Here is a 23,253-nt window from a genome sequence, read left to right as displayed (position 1 = left end):
AGGGGTGCCGGTACTCGGCATCCCTTTTTCTAAAAGGAGAGACCGATGCAACTGCTACATACTTGGGAAACCGAAACAAACCGTTATCATGCTTACGCGACGACACGAACGGACGGACATAATGCTGGAAACGTCGGATTACATGTGGGCGATGAAATTGACCGAGTCGTCGAAAATCGTCAACAGTTCTTTCAACAAGCCGGGCTCTCGTTAGAGGACTCCGTGTGGGCGGATCAAGTACATGGTACGACTATCCAAGTCGTCGATTCGTCGGACAAAGGTAAGGGGGCATTCCGATATGAAGAGGCGATTCCGAAAACAGATGGGCTTCTCACAACCGAAGACGCGTTACCGTTAGCCCTCGTCTTTGCTGATTGTGTACCGCTCTTCTTCTGTGCGAAAGATCATGGGGTCATCGGCATCGCTCATGCCGGGTGGAAGGGAACGGTCGGAAACATCGTTAAGACCATGATGCAGGCGTTTGCTGAGCAAGGAATCGAGGCGACCGATGTAGACATGCTCGTCGGTCCCTCCATCTCAGGAAGTGACTATGAGGTCGATGGTCGTGTTCTCCAGGCCGTCCGGGATGTTTCGCCGATTGCATATGAACGGTCAGTGCGAAACGAGTCGGGTGAGCACGCGCTCTTGTCCCTCCAAACCGTCAATGAAGTATTGGCAAAAGAACATGACACTGAGGTCATGCAATCGAATTTAACGACTGGCGCGGACAGCCCGTTTTTCTCCTATCGAGATGGAGAGAGGAAACGTCGGTTTGCGGCAGTCATTGTCAAGGAGCGGAAATCGTGAGTATTTCAGATAATGTTAAAAAAGTTCAATCCATCATGGCATCACATGTTCAAGAAGTAGAACCGACACTGATCGCAGTCACGAAATCGGTCGGTGTCGATGTGGCGATTGCCCTTTATGAAGAAGGGATTCGTGATTTCGGAGAAAACCGTCCAGATTCTTTACTCGAGAAGGTTGAAGGGATGCCGAAGGATGCAAGATTTCATTTTATCGGTACGTTACAGACACGCAAAGTGAGACAAATCATTGATTACGTCGCGGCAATTCATTCGCTCGACCGCTTGTCTCTTGCATCGGAGATTGACAAGCGCGCGAGCCGAACAATCGATTGTTTCGTTCAAGTGAACACGTCAGGAGAAGATTCAAAACATGGTCTCGAAATAGAGGAAGTCGTGCCCTTCATCGAGAACTGTAAACAGTATCCTCATATTCGAATCATCGGGCTGATGACGATGGCACCATTCACTGAAGAAGAGTCAACACTTCGTGAAACGTTCCGCCGTCTCCGTCATCTACGTGATGAAGTGAAGGCAAATGCGTTTGAACACGCACCATGCACGGAGCTGTCGATGGGGATGTCAAACGATTATCCAATCGCGATTGAAGAAGGCGCATCGTTTGTTCGTATTGGTACCGTACTTGTGCAATAATATATCTTAAGGAGGAATCCGTTATGTCAATCAAAAACAAAATGAAAGATTTCTTTGGACTCGAAGAAGATCCGAACAGCACATATGAAGAAGAAGAGTATACTGTGGCAAATGCAGCAGCTCCTTCTACAACCGAAACATCTGTCGTCAGACAGGATGATCGTCCAAAATCAGCGAATAATCTCGTGGCATTAAATACGAAAAAGAAAGACCGTTCAAAAGTCGTATTGGCTGAGCCGCGTGTGTTCGCTGAGGCGCAAGACATTAGCGATCATTTGAAAGAAAACCGTGCTGTCATCGTCAACCTTCAGCGCATGTCAAAAGAGCAATCGCGTCAAGTCGTCAACTTCCTCTCAGGTGTCGTATACGCCCTTGAGGGATCGATGACTTCGATTGGACATAACACGATTCTGTGTACTCCGAACAACGTCGAATTGACTGGTTCAATCTCAAACTTGATATCGGAGGATGAACTTCACAGTAAAGGGTGGTAACTGAATGGAAAACGTAATCCCTGCCTTAGGCAACACGTTGAGCGATCTACTTGGTATCTATAGTTGGGTCCTCATCGGCTATATTTTATTATCATGGTTCCCGAACGCACGCGAATCTAAATTTGGTCAAATCTTATCGTTTTTGTGTGAACCGTTCTTGGCGCCGTTTCGCCGGATCATCCCACCGATTGGTGGTATGCTTGATATCTCCCCAATCGTTGCGCTGTTCGTGCTTCGTATGGCCCAAGCCGGAATCGCTGCGATCTTTGGGTGACGTATGAGCGTCTATGACCATTATCGACCAAGTGAACGCGCGTTCGTTGAACAAGTGCTCGACTGGGTACAACAAGTGGAGAATAGCTATGTGTTGAAATTGACGGATTTTCTAGACCCACGTGAACAGCAAATCGTCAAACAACTCGTCGGTAAACAACTTGTCATTCATGATGATGGCGGATTTGAAGGCGCGGAACGACGTCGTCTGATTTTAGCGCCGGATTACTATGAACTCAATCCAGATGATTTTGAGATTGAGATCCGTCGAATCGAGTACCCAACAAAATTCGTGGACTTGACGCATCGACAAGTGACAGGTACATTGCTGAACGCTGGAATGAAACGTCAAAAGTTCGGAGATGTCGTTCTTGACGATGAGATTGTACAATTTGCGACGACGCGTGAAGCGGTCGGGTTCATTGAAATGAATCTTGAACGTGTCGGAAAAGCGAGAGTTCGCATTTCTTCCGTGCCAAAAGACGAGGTTCTTGTCGTCCCTGCGACCGAATGGATTGAAGGGTTCGGCATCGTCTCTTCCTTACGATTTGATACGGTCGCAAGCGAGGTGCTTAACATCTCTCGGCAAAAAGCGCAGGCGCTCGTCAAACATGGCGACTGTAAAGTGAATCATAAAGTCATTGAAGACGCGAGCTTCATCCTTGAACCGGATGATTTACTATCCGTCCGTGGATATGGTCGCATCAAATTGATGGAGATTCTCGGATCGACCAAACGTGAAAAAATTAAAATCCAGTATGGCACCATACGTTGAAATTAGGAGGAAAGTCGAATGGCGTTGACACCGATTGATATTCATAATAAAGAATTCTCTTCCCGTTTTCGTGGGTACGACATCGATGAGGTCAATGAATTTTTAGATCAAATCATTAAAGAGTTTGAACTATTGATTCGTGAGAATCGACGGTATGAAGAACTTGTCAACGATATGCAAGCCCGCATTGACTACTTCTCCTCGATGGAAGATACGTTGAACAAATCGATTATCGTCGCGCAGGAAGCGGCGGAAGAAGTGAAGAACAATGCTCAAAAAGAAGCGAGTCTCATCTTGAAACAAGCGGAACGTGAAGCGTTCGCTCGTGAAGAGGAAGCGGCGCGCAAAGAGCAACTTGCTGAACGAGAAGTCGTTCAAATGCTCAAGAAAGTAGAGTTGTATCGGACACGCTTCCGCGTCCTCGTCGATGCGCAAATGGAACTTCTCAACAGTACGGAATGGGAAACGATTGTCGGGGAACCGCCTGTGCAGACGGTTCTTGACGATAGAACAGAACTTGCGTATAATGACGACGAAGTCACACGTAATGAAGAACAACACGGATAAATGATCAACACGTTGAGTAGGACGCGTCGATCGAGTCATACCTACGAAGCGACTTAGGGACGGTGAGAGCCTAGGAGAAAGACTTGAATCGGTATCCCCTATGAGTCGTCACGCTGAACTGAAGTAAGCGTGACCGCCTGACCTCGTTATCGGTTACCGAGAGCGGTCTCATGATGATGAGACTAGTAGGGTGGTACCGCGAGTCAACCAACTCGTCCCTATCAGGGATGGGTTGGTTTTTTTGTTTTCTAAAAAATGTTGATGGAGGAGTTTCGATGAACTACAAAGACACGCTATTAATGCCAAACACAGAATTCGCGATGCGTGGGAATTTACCAAAGCGCGAGCCAGCGATGCAAACAGAATGGGAAGATATGGACCTTTACAACAAGGTACAAGAAAAAAATGCTGGGAAACCACAATATATCTTACATGATGGACCTCCATATGCGAACGGTGACATCCACATGGGACACGCGATGAACAAAGTATTGAAAGACATCATCGTTCGTTTCAAAGGGATGAACGGCTATCAGTCTCCAATGATTCCAGGATGGGACACGCACGGTCTTCCAATCGAGAACGCCCTTCAAAAAGCAGGCGTCAATCGTAAGGAAATGACAGTCGCGGAATTCCGTGAAAAGTGTGCAGAGTATGCGATGGAGCAAGTGAACTCGCAACGCGAACAATTCAAACGTCTCGGTCTTCTCGCAGACTTTGAGAACCCATACATCACGCTCCTTCCTGAATACGAAGCGGCACAGATTCGTTTGTTCGGGTCGATGGCTGAGAAGGGTTATATCTACAAAGGGAAAAAACCGGTTTACTGGTCACCATCTTCCGAGTCGGCACTCGCGGAAGCAGAGATTGAATATTACGATAAAAAATCACCGGCTATCTACGTGGCGTTCCGTGTCGTGGACGGTAAAGATACGTTGACGTCAGACGATCACTTCGTCATCTGGACGACGACGCCTTGGACAATCCCGGCGAACCTTGGAATCGCGGTAAGTGATGAGTTGACTTACACGCGTATCGAACATGAAGGAAAAGGCTATATCGTCGCGGAAACGCTCGTTGAAGAAGTGACGGCAGCGCTCGGATGGACGGATTACACAGTGAGTGGGTCTTGGAACGGACGTGACTTCGAGTACATGACGGCCCAACATCCATTGTATGACCGGACGTCACTCGTCATCCTGGGCGACCACGTCACTGCGGATGCGACTGGACTCGTACACACAGCACCTGGACACGGGGAAGACGACTATCGCGTCGGACAGGCTTACGGATTAGACGTCCTTTGCCCGGTGGATGACCGTGGCTATATGACAGACGAAGCCCCTGGTTTCGAAGGTCTCTTCTACGAAGATGCGAACAAACAAATTGGTATGAAGCTTGAAGAGAACGGCTACTTGCTCAACTTGAAGTTCATCAAACACTCGTACCCGCATGACTGGCGTACGAAGAAGCCGGTCATCTTCCGTGCGACACCACAATGGTTCGCGTCCATCAAAGATTTCCGTGAAGACATGCTCCGTGAGATCGAGGAAGTGAACTGGGTCCCTGAATGGGGAATGACACGTCTCTACAACATGGTCCGTGACCGTGGAGATTGGGTCATCAGCCGTCAGCGTGCCTGGGGAGTTCCAATCCCAATCTTCTATGCGGAAGATGGAACGGAAATCATCACGAACGAGACAATCGACCACATCGCCAACTTATTCCGTGAGCACGGTTCAAACGTTTGGTATGAGCGTGAAGCGAAAGACCTTCTCCCTGCAGGGTTCACTCACCCGAACAGTCCGAACGGTGAATTCCGTAAAGAGCTCGACATCATGGACGTCTGGTTCGATTCAGGTTCTTCACACGCTGGTGTATTAGAAGAACGCGAAAACCTTCGTCGTCCGGCTGACCTTTACCTTGAAGGATCGGACCAATATCGTGGTTGGTTCAACTCGTCACTCTCGACGGCCGTTGCGACGACTGGGAAAGCACCGTACCGGAATGTCTTGAGTCACGGATTCGTCCTCGATGGGGACGGACGCAAAATGTCGAAATCGCTCGGTAACACGATTGCACCGAACGATCTTGTGAAGCAGTATGGCGCAGAGATCGTACGCCTTTGGGTCGCATCCGTCGATTACCAGTCGGACGTACGTGCGTCACACGATAACTTCAAACAGGTGTCAGAAGTTTACCGGAAGATGCGTAACACGATTCGCTTCTTACTCGGGAACTTGAACGGGTTCGAGCCATCGATGCGTGTCGCATTCGACGATATGCCGGAAGCGGACCGCTTCATGGCGACGAAGCTCAAACAATTGCAGACAAAAGTTGTCAAAGCATATGATGAGTTTGACTTTATGGCCGTGTATCACCTCGTTCATAACTTCTGTGTCAACGAGTTGTCATCGTTCTACCTCGACTTCACAAAAGATATCCTATATATCGAACGTGAAGACGATCTCCGTCGTCGTGCCGTTCAGACGGTCATGTACGATGCCGTCGTCCTCTTGACGAAACTATTGGCTCCAATCCTTCCACACACTGCCGATGAGGCATGGAAAGAAGTGCCTGGAAAGTCAGAAGCAAGCATCTTCTTGACGGATTTAGAAGAAGTGAGCGCGCTCACAGGAGACGAAACGGCATTACTCGAGAAGTGGTCGAAGTTCCTCGTCTTTCGCGACGACGTCCTCAAAGCGATTGAAATCGCACGTGGAGAAAAGTTGATCGGGAAACCGCTCGAAGCGAAGTTGATTCTCGCACCAAAAGCAGAGACTGCCGACTTGTTGAACACGATCGACAATGTCAGCCAACTGCTTCAAGTATCGCAAGTGGAGTGGGCTGAGACGGCAGACGTCGATTATGCGACGACGAAAATCACAGTCATGAAAGCGGATGGAGCCGCTTGTGCACGTTGTTGGACATACTCGACAGAGCTTGGACAAAACGAAGAGCATCCAGAGCTTTGCCCACGCTGTGCATCAGTAATCGGTTAAGACGAACCGGAGTGGCGTCCCCACTCCGGTTTCTTAACGGCTTGAAAGGAGACGCATATGAAACGATATTATGGATTGGCGCTCATCTTGATTTTGATCGATCAACTCACAAAATGGGTAGTCGTTCAAACGATGACAATTGGTCAATCGATTGAAGTCATCCCGAACTTGTTATACTGGACGTCCTACCGCAATAAAGGAGCGGCTTGGGGGATGTTAGAAGGACAGATGGCGTTCTTCTTTATCATCACCATACTCGTCGTTGCCGGACTCGTTTACTTCTTGCACAAAGAGGTGAACGGCTATCAACTCCTCGGATATAGTGTCGGATTACTGTTGGCCGGTGCCATCGGTAACTTTATTGATCGCTTGTTCCGTGGCGAAGTCGTCGACTTTGTCGATACGTATCCGTTCGGATACAACTTCCCGATTTTTAACGTGGCTGATATGGCACTCACGTTTGGTGTCATCTTGATGGTCATCGGGATTTTATTTGAAGAAAAATTACACAAAGAAAGGGGACAATCGTAATGGAATCGTATACTTTTGTCGCCGATGAAAAGGCAAGGATTGATAAGTGGGTCAGTGACCGTGGTGAATGGTCACGCTCTCAAGTACAGGAATGGATCAAGACGGGAGCCCTCCTCGTCAACGGTAGTGCCGTGAAAGCGAACTACAAGCTTCAAGTGGGGGATGAAGTGGAAGTGAACGTGCCGGAAGCGGTCGAACTCGAAGTATTGCCTGAAGACATCCCGCTCGAGATCGTCTTTGAAGACGAGGACGTCATCGTCGTCAACAAGGCACGCGGGATGGTCGTTCACCCTGCAGCCGGACACACGTCAGGGACGCTCGTCAATGCGCTACTTTATCATTGTGATGACCTCTCGGGTATCAACGGTGTCAAACGTCCAGGAATCGTCCATCGGATTGATAAGGACACGACGGGTCTTCTCATGGTCGCCAAAAATGACTTGGCCCATGAATCGCTGGCGAGCCAGTTGAAGGACAAGACCATCAAACGCGAGTATATCGCGCTCGTCCATGGCGAACTCGTCCACGAACTTGGAACGATTGAAGCACCGATTGGTCGCGATACGAATGATCGTCAGCGAATGACCGTGACGGACCGGAACGCAAAAGAAGCCGTGACGCACTTCCGTTTACTCGAACGTTATAAAGACTTCACGCTCGTGGAGTGTAAATTAGAGACGGGACGCACGCATCAGATTCGCGTTCATATGCGTTATATCGGTCATCCGCTCGCCGGTGACCCGAAATATGGTCCACGCCGCACGATTGATTTGGGCGGTCAAGCGCTCCATGCGGCAACACTCGGATTCCACCATCCACGTACGAAAGAATGGATGGAGTTTGAGGCACCATTACCAGAAGACTTTAATGCGGAACTCGCAAAATTAGATAAAATCGAGAAAACTCGTTGACTTCTGTCACGTTCCGATTTATAGTCTAGGAAGCATAACACCTTTAAACCCAGTCCAGAGAGGCTGTGAAAGGATTGTGACCGCGGTCACATGTACGTCAATTCAACCCCGGCATTCGTATGCCGTTTTTGATGAAGACTCCCTTTCCAGCCGGATGAGGGAGTCTTCTTTTTTAGTGAAGCTTGGAAGGAGGAATCACGTGAAACAATCAGTCATTTTAGATGAGTCAGCAATCCGTCGTGCTTTGACCCGAATCGCACACGAAATCATCGAGCGAAACAAAGGAATCGATGACGTCGTCCTCGTCGGAATCAAGACGAGAGGTGAGACGCTCGCTGACCGACTCGCTCGCCGAATCGAGGAGATTGAAGGCAAGCCGGTCGCACTCGGCAATCTCGACATCACCTTGTATCGCGACGATCTATCGAAGAAGTCGTTAGACCCTGAAGTCAAAGCGACGGAACTACCCCATGATATCAATGGAAAGACCGTCGTCCTCGTCGATGATGTCCTTTACACAGGTCGTACAGTTCGTGCCGCAATGGACGCGCTTGTCGACCATGGTCGTCCGGATTACATCCAACTTGCTGTCTTAATTGACCGAGGCCATCGGGAACTCCCGATTCGACCAGATTTTATCGGAAAGAACGTTCCGACGTCCAAGTCCGAGCAAGTCGTTGTGAGACTCAGTGAAGTCGACACGGCGGATGAAGTCACGATCCATCAGCAATAAACTCATACCTTTAAGGTGGTCCAGAGAGGCCAGGAAGGAGAATTCAATATGAAACAACCTGTTCTACACATCCACGAGCGTCCAGCTCACTTTCCACAATGGCTATTATTCAGCCTTCAACACGTCTTCGCCATGTTCGGAGCGACGATTTTAGTCCCGATTTTGACAGGATTAAATACATCGGTCGCCCTCGTCGCTTCCGGTGTGGCCACGCTCTCATTCTTAGCGATTACCCGCTTCAAAGTCCCAACATACTTAGGTTCAAGTTTTGCCTACATCGCCCCGATCATAGCGGTCAGCCAGCAATGGGGTGTCGAAGCCGCACTCTTCGGCGGAATCGTCGCCGGGTCTGTGTACGGTGTCGTCTCCTTGATCATCTATAAGACAGGCGTCAACTGGTTGCTCCGACTGCTCCCACCGGTCGTCGTGGGACCGGTCATCATGGTCATCGGACTCTCGCTCGCACCGGTCGCCATCGACATGTCGATGAATCAAGATGGTGCCTATAACGGGACGTTCATGACGATTGCCCTGCTTACACTTGGAATCACGATGCTTGCCATGACGAAACTGAAAGGTGTCTGGGGAGCGGTCCCAATCCTCTTTGGAATCGTGGGAGGATACGCAGTCGCAGCGGCATTCGGCATCATTGATTATTCGCCGATTCAACAAGCCAGCCTGTTCCAACTTCCTGACTTCACGATGGTGTTCGTCGACTACATGCCGATGTGGCAAGTCGGTGCCCTTCTCGCCATCGTTCCGGTCGCACTCGTCACGATGACGGAGCACATCGGAGATCAGATGGTCACGTCAAAAATTATCGGACGAGAAACGATGAAAGATCCAGGTCTCCATCGCACGCTACTCGGAGACGGAGTGGGAAAAGCCGTCGCCTCTGCACTCGGTGGACCACCATGTACGACTTACGGTGAGAACAACGGCGTCATGGCCATCACACGAGTCTACAGTGTCTACGTCATCGCTGGCGCAGCACTCATGGCCATCAGCTTCGGATTCCTCGGTCATATCGAAGCGTTCATCTCGACCATCCCGAACCCGGTCAAAGGTGGAATCTCGATCCTCTTGTTCGGTGTCATCGCCTCGAACGGATTACGGACGATGGTGGAGAGCAAAGTCGACTTGGCAGAAAAACGCAACTTGATCATCTCGTCGGTCATCCTCGTCATCGGACTCGGAGGTGCGATGGTTCAAATCGGGAGCTTCCCGGTACAAGGCATGGCACTCGCGACGGTCGTCGGCATTTTGTTGAACGCCATCTTACCGCATGAAGAAGACGACACAGCAGTCGAAGTCAACACAACTGAAGAAACGAAACAAGCAAGTAACTTTTAATTCGATCCCGTGAGGTCGGCAAAGTGAAGGCTCGTTTATTTGGGTGTACCCTGCCCAGATAAAGGCGTCCCTTCACATCGGTGAAGAGACGCCTTTTCTCTTTGCCTCTAATAAAAGGAGGAGACGAACATGAATACGATGCAAACAAACGTGAAACCGGTCAAACACTTCGTTAGTTTGGACACACTTTCCCTTGAAGAGATCATGGGCATGATTGAAGAATCATTGCGCTACAAGCAAGGAGATCTTCCTCCTCTGTTTGACGGGAAGACCGTAGCGAACCTGTTCTTTGAAAACTCGACACGTACGAAAAACTCGTTTCAAATGGCCGAACGCCACTTGAACATGCAGGAGATTCCGTTCGATGTGACGACGTCATCGGTCACGAAAGGCGAGACGCTATACGATACGTGTAAAACGCTCGAAGCCATCGGTGTGGATGCACTCGTCATTCGACATCCGGAAGCGGGCTATTATCACGAACTCATCGAAAAGTTGAATATCCCGGTGTTGAACGGAGGGGACGGGAGCGGGGAACATCCATCTCAATCGTTGCTCGACCTCGTTACCATCTTTGAAGAGTTCGGAACGTTCCAAGGATTGAACGTCGCCATCTGTGGTGACCTCGTCCATAGTCGGGTCGCTCGCTCAAACGCAAGCGTCTTGAAGCGCCTCGGAGCAAACGTGGTCGGTTGTAGTCCTGCCTCTTGGTGGGACGATTCGATGGGGCTAGAGCGAAAAGAACTCGATGACATCATAGGCGAATGTGACGTCATCATGTTGCTCCGAGTACAACACGAGCGCCATATCATGGGAGACGTCTTCTCGAAAGAAGAGTATCACACACAGTTCGGTTTGACGGTCGAACGCGTCGAGCGAATGAAGGCAGGCGCCATCATCATGCACCCGGCTCCGGTCAATCGGGATGTGGAGATTGCGGGAAGTCTGATCGAGCATGAACGGTCACGCATCTTCCCGCAAATGAAGAATGGGGTGTATGCCCGGATGACCATCTTAAATCGAGCATTAGGAGGACAACAATGATACTTCAAAACGCGACATGGTATGACAAGGGAACGAAGCGTACGACATCCATTCAAGTGAAAGACGGAAAGATAAAATCACTCGACTATAAAGGGGAGACCGAGGGACAAGAAGTCCTCGATGCATCAGGCTATCTGCTCGCACCAGGACTCGTCGATGTCCACGTCCACTTGCGTGAACCAGGGGGCGAGGCGAAAGAGACGATTCAGACGGGGACGATGGCGGCAGCGGCAGGAGGATTTACGACTATCTGCTCGATGCCGAACACGAGACCGGTTCCTGACAATCGCGAAACAATGGACGTCCTCCTTCAAAAAATCGAACAAGATGCGGTCGTACGTGTGTTACCTTACGCCGCCATCACGAAACGACAGCTCGGGGAAGAACAGGTCGACATGGAATCGCTCGCAGATGCCTTCGCCTTCACGGATGATGGTGTCGGTGTCCAATCGGCGGCGATGATGCGACAAGCCATGCGTGAAGCGAAACGATTGAACAAAGCGGTCGTCGCCCACTGTGAGGACAATACGTTAAAGGCCGGGTCGGTCCACGAGGGCAAATTCAGTGAGGTGCATGGCATTCAAGGAATTCCGAGCCTTGCGGAGAGCATCCATATCGCTCGCGACGTTTTGATTGCTGAAGAGACAGGGTGTCATTATCATGTCTGTCACGTCTCATCCCGCCAATCGGTTCGTGTCATTCGGGATGCGAAACGAGCCGGCATCCACGTGACCGCAGAAGTGACGCCGCATCATCTCGTCTTGAGCGAGGACGATATCCCTGGGCTCGATGCAAACTTCAAGATGAACCCACCGCTCCGAAGCGAGGATGATCGACAGGCCCTCCTTGAGGGATTGTTTGACGGGACGATCGATATGATCGCAACGGACCATGCCCCCCATACAGTAGAAGAAAAAGCACAAGGGATAGAGCGGGCTCCGTTTGGAATTACCGGCTTCGAGACTGCCTTTCCACTTCTGTACACGACGTTTGTAAAAACGGGCGTCATGGAGGAGCATCAGTTGCTCGACTGGATGACGAAACGCCCGAGTGACGTATTTGGTTTATCGAGAGGAGAATTGAAAGTTGGGGTGGATGCGGACCTGATTCTCATCGATACGGAAACGTCTCGCACGGTCGATCCTACGACATTTTACTCAAAAGGAAAGAATACACCGTTCGCAGGGAAAAAGCTTGTTGGATGGCCGGTCATGACGATGGTCGGCGGTGAAATTGTATATAAGGGGCGATTTGATGAAACGAACATTATGGCTTGAGGATGGAATGAATTTTGTCGGTAAAGGATTCGGGGCACCGGCTGATACGATGGGGGAAGTCGTTTTCCAGACAGGTATGACAGGATACCAAGAAATCTTATCAGATCCATCATACTGCGACCAAATGATTGTACTGACGAACCCATTGATTGGGAACTATGGTGTCAATCGTGAGGATTTTGAAACGACGATTCCGATGGCAAAAGCGTTAATCGTGAAAGAAGCATGCGATACGCCATCGAACTTCCGTTCAACGGCGACACTCGATGCGACACTCACCCGCTTCGGCATTCCGGGACTTTCGGATATCGATACACGGATGTTGACACGTCATTTACGAGCGAAAGGGGTCATGCGCGGTGTCCTCATCGATGGAGAGTTGACGTGGGACGAGGTACGAACCCGTTTTAATGAAGAATCGCCGAACGATCAAGTCGCACGCGTATCGACGAAGCGGACATATGTGAGTACGGGAGCTGGCCCTCGCATCGCTTTGATCGACTTCGGGGCGAAGCTTGGAATCATGCGCGAGTTGATGAAACGAGATTGTGAGGTCGTCGTCTTCCCACACGATGCGACGGCAGAGGATGTATTACGGTATGAGCCGGACGGCATCATGTTGTCAAATGGACCGGGAGATCCAAAAGACGTTCCGACGGCACTGCCGCTCATCAAGCATCTGATGCCGATGACACCGATGTTCGGGATTTGTCTCGGTCACCAGTTGATTGCTCTCGCAAACGGTGCGAACACATTCAAGCTTCCGTTCGGACATCGTGGCGCGAATCATCCGGTGCTCGAGCTTGAGACCGGTGCCGTGACCATCACCTCTCAAAACCATGGATATGCGGTTGAGGAAACGTCACTGCTCGATACACCGCTCATCGTCACACACCGTGCGGTCAATGACGGAACGATCGAAGGGGTAAGACATCTCCATCACCCGACCTTCTCGGTACAGTATCATCCCGAGGCAGCACCGGGACCGTTCGACGCCAACGACTTATTTGACCGATTCATGCAACTCGTACAAGAAAACAAACAGAAAGTGGGAATTTGACATGCCAAAACGACCAGATATTCAGAAAATCCTCGTAATCGGATCAGGACCGATTGTAATCGGACAAGCAGCGGAGTTTGATTATGCTGGTACACAGGCATGTCTTGCCTTGAAAGAAGAAGGCTACGAAGTCATCCTCGTCAACTCGAATCCGGCCACCATCATGACAGATCCGACGACGGCGGACCGTGTCTATATCGAACCGCTCGAACCAGAATTCGTCGAGCGAATCATTCGGCAGGAACGTCCGGATGCACTCCTTGCCACGCTTGGCGGGCAGACGGGTTTGAACTTGGCTTTTGAACTCGACAAACGGGGCGTCCTGCGGGATTGTGGCGTGGAACTTCTTGGAACAAAATTGTCTGCGATCGTTCAGGCGGAGGACCGGGAACAGTTCCGTAACTTGATGTTCGAACTCGGTCACGGCGTACCTGAAAGTGAGATCGTCCATACGCTCGAGTCTGCCTGGGGATTTGCGGAACGGATCGGATACCCGATCATCATCCGACCTGCGTACACGCTCGGGGGAACTGGTGGCGGGATTGCCCATGACCGGGAATCGTTCGAGCAAATCGTTGAATCTGGATTAAAGGCGAGTCCTGTTACGCAAGTCTTGTTGGAGAAATCGATTGCCGGGATGAAAGAAGTCGAGTTCGAGGTCATGCGTGATTCGAGTGACCAAGCCATCATCGTCTGTGCGATGGAAAACTTTGACCCGGTTGGAGTCCACACCGGTGACTCGATCGTATTCGCCCCTACGCAGACGCTATCAGATCGGGATTATCAGATGTTACGCAGCGTCTCGCTCGATATCATTCGGGCACTCGGTATTGAGGGTGGGTGTAACATCCAATTCGCACTCGACCCAGACAGTTTCACGTACTATGTCATCGAAGTGAATCCACGTGTTTCACGGAGCTCAGCGCTCGCATCAAAAGCGACAGGCTATCCGATTGCCAAGCTTGCTGCGAAAGTCGCTGTCGGTTACAAGTTGTCAGAACTAAAAAACCCGGTCACAGAGACGAGCTACGCCTCGTTCGAACCGGCGCTCGATTACGTCGTCGCTAAAATCCCACGCTTCGCCTTCGATAAGTTTGAGTCCGCGGATCGCCGCTTAGGCACACAAATGAAGGCAACGGGTGAGGTCATGGCCATCGGTCGGAATTTAGAAGAGGCTCTGCTAAAAGCGGTTCGCTCGCTTGAACTGGGTATGGAAGAACTCCACCTTCCACAACTTCAAGCATTAGACACAGAACAGCTCGAGAATGGACTCATTCATCCGACAGACGAGCGTTTGTTCATCGTCTATGAGGCCCTTCGTCGCGGATACACGGTAGAAACGCTACACCAACTGACAAAAATCGATCGATTCTACTTACAGAAATTGAACCGGATCTGGCAGGCAGAGCAACAACTGATCAAGGAGCCGTTGACGTCAGAACGTCTACTGGATGTGAAACGTCTAGGGTTCAGTGATGTGGCAATCGCCCGTATGCTGTCGATGGATACAGAAGCGGTTCGCACGAAACGGAAAGAATGGAGCATTCGTCCCGTCTATAAGATGGTCGATACGTGTGCGGCCGAGTTTGCTTCTGAGACACCATACTTTTATGGGACATATGAAGTGGAGAACGAAGCGGTGAAGACAGACCGGGAGTCCATCCTCGTCCTTGGATCAGGTCCGATTCGAATCGGACAAGGTGTCGAGTTCGACTATGCGACCGTTCACTCAATCGAAACGATTCGAGATGCAGGATATGAAGCCATCATCATCAACAACAACCCAGAAACGGTCTCGACAGACTTCTCCATCTCCGATCGATTGTACTTCGAACCGTTGACGACAGAAGACGTATTAGAGGTCATCGAGAACGAAAACCCGCTAGGTGTCATCGTCCAATTCGGTGGACAGACTGCCATTAACTTGGCGGCATCGTTAGAAGCGAACGGCGTGAAAATTCTTGGGACGACGCTGGAAGATATCGACCGTGCCGAAGACCGAAAGGCGTTCGAAGCCACATTGTCAGCGGAACGATTGGCTCAACCACCAGGAAAGACTGCGACAAACGTGGAAGAGGCTGTCACATGTGCGAATGAGCTCGGCTATCCGGTACTCGTTCGACCATCGTACGTCCTCGGTGGACGGGCGATGGAAATCGTGTATGAACAGTCAGAGCTCGAGCGGTACATGCGACATGCGGTCATCGCCTCGAAAGATCGACCGGTTCTCATCGATCGCTACTTGACAGGAATTGAGATTGAAGTCGATGCCATCTGTGACGGGACGGACGTCTACATCCCAGGGATCATGGAGCATATCGAACGTGCCGGCGTACACTCAGGCGATTCCATTGCCGTCTATCCGCCTCAACGACTCAGTGAAGAACTGAAACAAAAAGTCGTCGATTATACAATCAAGTTAGCGAAAGCGTTCCGCATCAAAGGCCTTCTCAACATCCAGTTTGTCTATGCGGATGACCTGTATGTGATCGAGGTAAACCCACGTGCGAGTCGGACGGTCCCATTCATCTCGAAAGTAACGGGGTTACCGGTCGCACGGATTGCAACACAAACGATTCTTGGGACGAGTTTAAAAGAACTAGGTCTTGGGACAGGCATTCATCCTGAGTCGGACAGTATTTCGGTCAAAGTACCGGTCTTCTCGTTCGCGAAATTGAAAGAGGTAGACCCATCGCTCGGTCCCGAGATGAAGTCGACAGGAGAGGTCATGGCGACAGACCGGACGCTCGAAAAAGCGCTCTATAAAGGGCTCGTTGCAGCAGGGATGAACATCGCCTTGAAAGGGAACGTGCTCATGACGATTGCCGACCATGACAAAGACGAGGCCATCGCCTTGGCGAAACGATTTGACCGCCTCGGTTTCCGCCTCATGGCAACGAGTGGGACGGCTGATAGTCTTGAAGTGGAACAGATGCGTGTTCGTCGAGTCGGGAAAATTCAAGAAGACGGTGAGACGATGCTCAGTGTGATCGAGCGGGGAGACGTCGACTTGATCATCAATACGACGAGCCGCGACGCACTCGTCACGAAAGACGGGTTCTTGATTCGAAGAACGGCCGCCGAACAGGGCACGCTTTGCCTGACCTCGCTCGATACGGTCGAAGCCTTGTTACAAGTCATTGAAAGCCTGTCGTTCCAGACGGTCAGCATCCCGGCATTCACAACGTTCGGGGTGATGGTATGAGACATGACGTGACGATTGTGAGCAACCGGCAAATCGCCAAAGCGACGATGGAAATGAAAGTACGTTGCCCTGGGGTGGAGGTCGCCCCTGGGACATTCTTTCACATCAAGACGTCCGGTCTGTTACGTCGGCCGTTATCGGTGGCGAACGTCGAGGGGGACGAAATCACCTTCTTATACAAAGTGATTGGGGAAGGGACAACTGAGCTGGCAGGGAAACGAGTGGGGAACACGCTAGACGTCCTTGGTCCGCTCGGGAACGGTTTTCCACTGGCGCAACATGGAAAGCGAGTCGTCCTGGTCGGAGGTGGGATTGGGGTCCCACCGCTTTACTACGTCAGACGTCGACTACATGAGATGGGGATTGAAACGATTGCAATTCTCGGGTTTGATTCAAAAGAAAGCGTCTTTTATGAAGAAGCCTTTCGTGAACTTGGTGAGACGATCATCACGACAGTAGACGGTACTCACGGGGAGCTTGGCTTCGTCACTGGCCCCCTCGCACGCATCCAAGCCGATGTGTTGTTCAGTTGTGGTCCGGAAGCGATGTTAAAAGCAGTCGCCGCTTCACCAATTCCTGAACGATATCTCTCGATCGAGAATCGGATGGGTTGTGGCATAGGTGCTTGTTTTGCCTGTGTCTGTCAAGCGCCGGACGGCTATGTGAAAGTCTGTAGTGACGGTCCGGTATTCAATGCGGAAGAGGTGCTGTTATGAGATTGAATGTCGAGTTACCAGGTCTTCGTTTAAAAAATCCAATCATTCCGGCTTCCGGATGTTTCGGATTTGGGGAGGAATTCGCGAAGTTGTACGACCTCTCGATTTTGGGAGGGATCATGATCAAGGCAGCGACGGAGGAGTCGAGATTCGGTAATCCGACCCCACGTGTTGCCGAAACGGCACAGGGTATGCTCAACGCGATCGGTCTTCAAAATCCGGGAGTCGATGCGATCATCGAAGAAAAGTTACCATTTCTCTCGACGTTCGACACGGAAATCATCGCCAACGTTGCCGGTTCGACGCCAGATGAATACGTGGAAGTCGCCCGTCGAATCAGTGCCGACCCGACGATTAAAGCCATTGAATTGAACATCTCGTGTCCGAACGTGAAATGTGGAGGCATGCAGTTTGGGACGGACCCGGTGATGGCCGCAGAACTTACACGACTCGTCAAAGCGGCTTCAAGTAAGCCGGTCTATGTCAAACTGTCTCCGAACGTCACGTCAATCACCGACATGGCGCGAGCCGTCGAAGCAGCCGGGGCGGACGGCTTGACGATGATCAACACACTCGTAGGGATGCGAATCAATATCGAGACAGGTCGACCGATTTTAGCGAACCAAATCGGTGGGTTATCCGGTCCAGCCATCAAACCGGTAGCGGTCCGGATGGTGTATGAAGTCGCACAAGCGGTCGACATTCCTATCATCGCCATGGGCGGGGTTCGGACGGTCGACGATGTGCTCGAGTTTATTTACGCGGGGGCTTCTGCCGTTGCCGTCGGGACGGCGAACTTTGAAAATCCATACGTCTGTCAGGAAATCATTGAAGCGTTACCGGCACGACTTGATTCACTCGGAATCGAACATATTTTGGATGTGAGGGGGAAGGCCTATGCGCAACTTGTATCTCGCCCTTGACGTTGAAACGCGGGACGAAGCGTTTCATTTGTTAAAACGATTTTCAAACCGACCGGCTGTCAAAGTCGGGATGGAACTCTTTTATCGGGAAGGCGCACGCTTTGTCGAAGAATTGGTCGACGAGGGTTATCCGGTCTTTCTAGATGTGAAAGTACACGATATCCCGGAGACGGCACGCCGTACGATGCGACAAATCGGAAAGCTCGGGGTGGCTGTGACGAATGTCCACACATTAGGCGGCGAAAAGATGATGCGTTATGCGTTAGACGGGTTACGTCAGGCAAACGATACGACTCGATTGATCGGGGTCACACAGTTGACGTCGACAGATGAACGAATGATGCAGACAGAGCTCGGGATTGCTGGACGACTCGATCTAGCCGTTCTCAGACAAGCGACACTTGCGAAGCAGGCAGGACTTGACGGAGTAGTCGCATCCGTTCAAGAAGCGAAAGCGATTCATCAAAAACTAGGGAACACGTTCATGACGGTCACACCTGGCATCCGACTCGATGCAACCGAGGATGATCAAGTCCGTATCGCGACGCCACAGGAAGCGAGATTGGCGGGCGTTCACTCAATTGTCGTCGGCCGACCGATTACACGTGCGACTGATCCGATGGCCATGTACGACCAATTTATGAAGGAATGGGGACAAATGAATGAAACAAATCGCTGAGGCACTTTTACAGATTGAAGCCGTCACACTATCACCGACTGAGCCGTATACATGGTCGAGCGGATTGAAGAGTCCGATCTACTGCGACAATCGACTCACACTCAGTTATCCGAAAGTGCGTCAAGTCATCGTCGATGGATTGGTGAAGTCAGTGAATCCGACCGATGTCGATGTGATCGCAGGGACGGCCACGGCAGGTATCCCTCACGGGGCATTGCTCGCTGACCGACTCGGGCTTCCATTCATTTATGTCCGTTCGAGTGCAAAAGGGCATGGGAAAGGCAATCAAATTGAAGGAAGACTCGAGGCAGGCGCTCGAGTACTCGTCATCGAGGATTTATTGTCGACCGGGATGTCGAGTATCGATGCGGCGAAGGCGATTCGTCAGGCGGGTGGTGACGTCATTGGGATTCAAGCCATCTTCTCGTACGGATTACCGGTTCTTCAGAAGAATCTAAGCGATGCAGATCTGACGGCAACATCGTTGACAACGTTCTCAGAATTGATTGAAGTGGCAGAGAGTACGGGCGTTCTAAACCGTTCGGAGCTCGATTCGCTTCGCGACTGGCAAGAAGATCCTCGTGCCTGGAGCGACCTCGTCACCTCTTAAGAATCCACCTTCGGGCGGATTCTTTTTCGATTCGGCATATGTCATACTTCATGGTAAAATAACGGAAGTGATTCGAAAAGGAGAGGCATATGGCGTATTCAAGAAGCAAAGAGAAGACATGGAACGCACGATTTCGTGCAATTCCAAAACATCGTAAAGTCGCCTTCGGTCTCGTCTTGATAATCATCCCAGCGCTCTTTTTAGTGAATTTATTTGTGTTCAGCCATTTATTAGCGCTAGGAGACCAGTATGAAGACCGATATCAAATGAAGAAATTGCGACTCGAAACAGACCATGGGAATGTGGAATTCGTTCGTAGTCCAAATGAAAAGGTACAGATTGAAGTGATGCAGACTAATTCGAAAGAACGCCGCATCAAAGTCAAGTCAGTCGGGGATACCATCTACGTCGTCGAGCGATATGGATGGTTCAGCTATTTCGGAAGTCGAGCGAGCGATGAACCGTCGCGCTATAAAATTAAAGTCGCTTTGCCGAGCTCGATGACATCGGTTCATCTGGGAGCGGAGCAGGTGACAGGACAAGGATTAAATGCGAAGACGATTGTTATGGATGTGAATGCCGTCAATTTGAAACAGATTGATAGTGATCGTCTACGGATTGAATCGAAAAGCGATACGACTATCGAATCGGCACGACTTGTGAACGGTGACATTCGCTCTTATCGTCATGCGACCGTCAGCGATGTTGTCGTCAATCAAGCGATGACCATCCAAACGGAAGCTGGGACGCTTAGTTACGCGCCGAAACATGCGACAGGACAAGTGAACGTGACGACGACCGGAAAAGTCTCGAGTAGCGACCGTTACGAAGAAGTCGAACCGGGTGTGTATCAATTGTCGACATCGAATCGACCGGTGGTGGAACTGATTTCTGAGACAGGAAAGGTCGAACTCAAATGAATGGACAACGATACATCCCGAAAATCGGGTTACGTACGTTAAAAACTGGAATTGCCGTCGCCATCACCGTCGCCATCTCGTGGTATATCTTCGGGATTTATTCAGGGATGGGAGCCATCGCAGCAGTTGTGGCGATGCAACCGACCGTCAAGCGATCGTCTAAAATCGTATTCAGTCGCATATTCGGAACGGTCGTCGGTCTTATGTGCGGGCTCTTCATCGTCTATTTGTTCGGTGTCAATCCGCTCTCGATTGGATTAGCCGTCATCGTTTCGCTCACGCTTAACACGACGTTCGATAAAACCCACATGTCGACGTATGCGGCATTTGCCATCGTCATGATGCTCGAAAGTCCTACATCGGACTTCTTCCATTATGCGTGGACCCGTTCTCTATTAACGGCGGTTGGTGTATTCGTTTCACTCGGTGTCAATTACGCGTTCATGCCTCCTCGTTATGAGGACCGGTTATTGAACGAGGTACGTAAGACTTCTTCTTACTTGTTCCATCACTGGCGAGAGCTCGTCGGTTCCCCGGCAGAGCTGCTAGAAACGCGAGCCCGCATCCTTGGCCATCAGGAGCTTCATATGATGCTCCAAGAGGACATGAAAGTGACGAACGTCAAATTGAAATATATGACGATCAAACAATACCGTTTGTTGATTCACCTTGAAGACAAGCTGGTCTTGTTGCTAGAGAGCCTCGCCGAGCATCGAGAAGCTTTCCTGTTGATGAGCGAGGAAGAGCGTCAGGCATTTGAGTCAGAATTTTTATATTTACTAGCGCATCATCACGACATTCTCTATACATGTGACAAGCCCTATTCGCTCTTCAAACTTCCACATGAAGATTTATCCGTTTCAGAAATTTTACACGGGCATTTGCTCGACTATCATGAACAGCTCGAGGCGTTTAAGCATGATCCGAAAATCTGAACTCTATACGTAGAAGACCCGCCATGATCATGACGGGTCTTCATGTTTACGATTGTTTCAATGACTTCATCAATTGCTCATTCGGAGTCACGTAGACGGTCTGTTGATCTGTATAGATGACAAATCCCGGTTTCGCACCGCTCGGTTTTTTCACGAAACGGGCGCGTGTGTAATCGACAGGTACGCCACTTGATGCACGTGCCTTCGAGAAGTAGGCGGCGACTGATGCGGCTTCTAGTAATGTCGTCTCGTCTGGTTCCGTCGAGCGGATAATCACGTGAGACCCAGGAATATCTTTGACATGAAGCCAAATCTCATCACGTCGTGCGAACTTGAACGTCAGATGGTCGTTTTGCGTATTGTTCTTCCCGACAAAGAATTCTGTTCCGGTCGAGGACGTGTACGCTTCAAGCGAAATTTTCGGATTCGCTTTTTTCTTTTGACGTTTTTGACGGATGTAGCCTTCTTCTGCAAGTTCCTCGCGAATCTCAAGAAGGTCGGACGGGGAAGCGACGTCGAGTTGGGCGATGAGCGTCTCTAAATATTCGATTTCTGCATCGTTCAACTCCATCTGTTTCTTCACTTCGACTTTGGCTACTTTTAGTTTGTTGTATTTCTTATAGTATTGCTGCGCATTCTCATTCGGTGTTTTGAGTGGGTCGAGCGGAATGGAGAGGATTGCACCGTTCTCGTCATAATAATCGACGACTTCGGCGACGCGCATCCCTTTTTCGAGTTGGAATAGATACGTCGTCAACAGCTCGCCGTATTTTTGTAACTCATCCGCCCGCTCCGTCGCCTTCATGTCGTCTAAGAGACGACGCCGTTTTAATTGATTCTTTTCGAGTTCTGATTTAAGGAGACGTTCGACATCGTGCGCTTGTTGTCTCACACGGTCACGGTTCGCTTTTTCATAGTAGAAACGGTCGAGCACTTCTTTACTCGATTCATACGTTTCCTCGGTTTCGATGTCCCCGGCTGTCAATGCAATCGGAGCGAATCGTTCTTTACCATTCGCAAGTTGTTGGAAAACGTAGGGACCATCGAGTTGACGAAGGACGTTCTCAAATGCTTGCTGTAAGGAATCTCGATTCGGCGTTTTTGCGAGATGAACCACTTCCTGTGCGATTTGCGGACTGACACCGGCGAACGTGGAGACTATCTGTTTATCGAGCTTGCCGGCGTTCCAATCGATTCGTTTCAATCCTTCTGTCATCTCGGTCAATGGATCGAACTTATGTTGTTCCGGAGGAAGGAGATAGTCACTACCCGGCATGATGGTCCGATACGTGTTTTGAGAAGGAGGTAGATGCTTGATTGCATCTAATATTTTGCCTTCTTCCGTCGTCAAGACGACGTTCGAGTGGCGCCCCATCAATTCGATGTATACTTTCTTCGATTCTTCATCGCCGAGCTCGTTACGAGAGCGGACCGATATGACGATGACACGGTCCCTTCCGATTTGTTCGACCGCCGTGATGAATCCACCTTCCACATGTTTGCGGAGCATCATGCAAAACATCGGCGGTTCTTGTGGGTTTTTAATCGGTGTATCCGTCAACTGAAGACGGGCATACATCGCGTTTGCTGATATCAAGAGTTGCGCGTTCTGACGATTCGAGCGAATTTGAAGCATCAAATCGAGCGAATACGGTTGATGTACCTTGTTGATTCGCCCTCCGACGAGCGATTGTAATTCTTGTACGACACGATATGTCATTAATCCATCATAAGCCAATGATCTCATCACCTTTGTTCATTTTCTGTCTCTACGTTATCAGAAAAACA

The 23,253-nt window shown here is 50.3% G+C and carries 22 protein-coding genes; 21 read left to right on the top strand and 1 reads right to left on the bottom strand.

The features are described 5' to 3' along the window. The first annotated feature begins 45 nt into the window (after window positions 1–45). The 21 genes from pgeF (at window position 46) to KNO79_RS08380 (ending at window position 21,465) form a co-directional block, all read left to right on the top strand. Window positions 46–807, top strand: coding sequence for a peptidoglycan editing factor PgeF (gene pgeF, locus KNO79_RS08480; RefSeq protein ID WP_214691083.1), 762 nt, complete (start codon window positions 46–48; stop codon window positions 805–807). Further along, entirely contained in the window at window positions 804–1,457 is a 654-nt protein-coding gene (locus KNO79_RS08475; RefSeq protein WP_214691082.1) for a YggS family pyridoxal phosphate-dependent enzyme, read from the top strand. The genes pgeF and KNO79_RS08475 overlap by 4 nt, the downstream gene beginning before the upstream one ends. Before the next feature lie 23 nt (window positions 1,458–1,480). Continuing rightward, window positions 1,481–1,951, top strand: coding sequence for a cell division protein SepF (locus KNO79_RS08470; RefSeq protein ID WP_078146655.1), 471 nt, complete (start codon window positions 1,481–1,483; stop codon window positions 1,949–1,951). 4 nt (window positions 1,952–1,955) lie between these two features. Continuing rightward, a complete protein-coding gene (locus KNO79_RS08465) occupies window positions 1,956–2,225 on the top strand; it encodes a YggT family protein (RefSeq protein WP_015881317.1) in 270 nt (89 codons plus the stop codon). 3 nt (window positions 2,226–2,228) lie between these two features. Continuing rightward, complete coding sequence (locus tag KNO79_RS08460) at window positions 2,229–2,999, top strand: YlmH family RNA-binding protein (protein WP_214691081.1); 771 nt, start codon at window positions 2,229–2,231, stop codon at window positions 2,997–2,999. A gap of 18 nt (window positions 3,000–3,017) precedes the next feature. After that, window positions 3,018–3,566 carry a DivIVA domain-containing protein gene (locus KNO79_RS08455; RefSeq protein ID WP_074037318.1) on the top strand — a complete coding sequence of 183 codons (549 nt, stop codon included), beginning with the start codon at window positions 3,018–3,020 and terminating at the stop codon, window positions 3,564–3,566. 275 nt (window positions 3,567–3,841) lie between these two features. Next, window positions 3,842–6,568, top strand: a complete 2,727-nt coding sequence (gene ileS / locus KNO79_RS08450) for an isoleucine--tRNA ligase (protein ID WP_159562059.1) — start codon at window positions 3,842–3,844, stop codon at window positions 6,566–6,568. A 57-nt stretch (window positions 6,569–6,625) separates the two neighbouring features. Then, window positions 6,626–7,099 carry a signal peptidase II gene (gene lspA / locus KNO79_RS08445; RefSeq protein ID WP_015881321.1) on the top strand — a complete coding sequence of 158 codons (474 nt, stop codon included), beginning with the start codon at window positions 6,626–6,628 and terminating at the stop codon, window positions 7,097–7,099. Continuing rightward, window positions 7,099–8,010 (top strand): RluA family pseudouridine synthase, encoded by a 912-nt coding sequence (locus tag KNO79_RS08440; protein ID WP_015881322.1) that lies wholly within the window; start codon window positions 7,099–7,101, stop codon window positions 8,008–8,010. The genes lspA and KNO79_RS08440 overlap by 1 nt, the downstream gene beginning before the upstream one ends. Before the next feature lie 199 nt (window positions 8,011–8,209). After that, complete coding sequence (gene pyrR, locus KNO79_RS08435; RefSeq protein ID WP_015881323.1) at window positions 8,210–8,743, top strand: bifunctional pyr operon transcriptional regulator/uracil phosphoribosyltransferase PyrR; 534 nt, start codon at window positions 8,210–8,212, stop codon at window positions 8,741–8,743. A 48-nt stretch (window positions 8,744–8,791) separates the two neighbouring features. Next, window positions 8,792–10,096, top strand: a complete 1,305-nt coding sequence (locus KNO79_RS08430) for a uracil-xanthine permease family protein (protein WP_015881324.1) — start codon at window positions 8,792–8,794, stop codon at window positions 10,094–10,096. Window positions 10,097–10,225: 129 nt separating this feature from the next. Then, window positions 10,226–11,140, top strand: a complete 915-nt coding sequence (locus KNO79_RS08425; RefSeq protein ID WP_214691080.1) for an aspartate carbamoyltransferase catalytic subunit — start codon at window positions 10,226–10,228, stop codon at window positions 11,138–11,140. Continuing rightward, a complete protein-coding gene (locus tag KNO79_RS08420; RefSeq protein WP_214691079.1) occupies window positions 11,137–12,417 on the top strand; it encodes a dihydroorotase in 1,281 nt (426 codons plus the stop codon). Before KNO79_RS08425 ends, KNO79_RS08420 begins: the two co-directional genes overlap by 4 nt. Beyond that, window positions 12,395–13,477, top strand: a complete 1,083-nt coding sequence (locus KNO79_RS08415) for a carbamoyl phosphate synthase small subunit (protein ID WP_214691078.1) — start codon at window positions 12,395–12,397, stop codon at window positions 13,475–13,477. The genes KNO79_RS08420 and KNO79_RS08415 overlap by 23 nt, the downstream gene beginning before the upstream one ends. A gap of 1 nt (window position 13,478) precedes the next feature. Beyond that, complete coding sequence (gene carB / locus KNO79_RS08410) at window positions 13,479–16,682, top strand: carbamoyl-phosphate synthase large subunit (RefSeq protein ID WP_159562063.1); 3,204 nt, start codon at window positions 13,479–13,481, stop codon at window positions 16,680–16,682. After that, window positions 16,679–17,398 carry a dihydroorotate dehydrogenase electron transfer subunit gene (locus KNO79_RS08405; RefSeq protein ID WP_214691077.1) on the top strand — a complete coding sequence of 240 codons (720 nt, stop codon included), beginning with the start codon at window positions 16,679–16,681 and terminating at the stop codon, window positions 17,396–17,398. Before carB ends, KNO79_RS08405 begins: the two co-directional genes overlap by 4 nt. Continuing rightward, entirely contained in the window at window positions 17,395–18,321 is a 927-nt protein-coding gene (locus tag KNO79_RS08400) for a dihydroorotate dehydrogenase (protein ID WP_214691076.1), read from the top strand. Before KNO79_RS08405 ends, KNO79_RS08400 begins: the two co-directional genes overlap by 4 nt. Further along, window positions 18,296–19,000: an orotidine-5'-phosphate decarboxylase gene (gene pyrF / locus KNO79_RS08395; RefSeq protein WP_214691075.1), complete on the top strand. Its 705-nt coding sequence runs from the start codon at window positions 18,296–18,298 to the stop codon at window positions 18,998–19,000. Before KNO79_RS08400 ends, pyrF begins: the two co-directional genes overlap by 26 nt. Further along, on the top strand, window positions 18,984–19,610 hold the full coding sequence (gene pyrE, locus KNO79_RS08390) for an orotate phosphoribosyltransferase (RefSeq protein ID WP_214691074.1): 627 nt from the start codon (window positions 18,984–18,986) through the stop codon (window positions 19,608–19,610). Before pyrF ends, pyrE begins: the two co-directional genes overlap by 17 nt. An 89-nt stretch (window positions 19,611–19,699) precedes the next feature. Then, window positions 19,700–20,530: a hypothetical protein gene (locus tag KNO79_RS08385; RefSeq protein WP_074037301.1), complete on the top strand. Its 831-nt coding sequence runs from the start codon at window positions 19,700–19,702 to the stop codon at window positions 20,528–20,530. After that, a complete protein-coding gene (locus tag KNO79_RS08380) occupies window positions 20,527–21,465 on the top strand; it encodes an FUSC family protein (RefSeq protein WP_074037299.1) in 939 nt (312 codons plus the stop codon). Before KNO79_RS08385 ends, KNO79_RS08380 begins: the two co-directional genes overlap by 4 nt. A gap of 46 nt (window positions 21,466–21,511) precedes the next feature. Here the strand turns inward: KNO79_RS08380 and KNO79_RS08375 are convergent, their stop codons facing one another. After that, the gene (locus tag KNO79_RS08375; RefSeq protein ID WP_214691073.1) at window positions 21,512–23,203 is read right to left on the bottom strand and encodes an Rqc2 family fibronectin-binding protein; all 1,692 of its coding nucleotides are present in this window, start codon (window positions 23,201–23,203) and stop codon (window positions 21,512–21,514) included. Window positions 23,204–23,253 lie beyond the last annotated feature (50 nt).

The organism is Exiguobacterium sp. s43, assembly GCF_018617255.1.
GTDB classification, from domain to species: Bacteria; Bacillota; Bacilli; order Exiguobacteriales; family Exiguobacteriaceae; genus Exiguobacterium; species Exiguobacterium profundum.
This window is presented reverse-complemented; position numbering and strand designations above follow the sequence as displayed.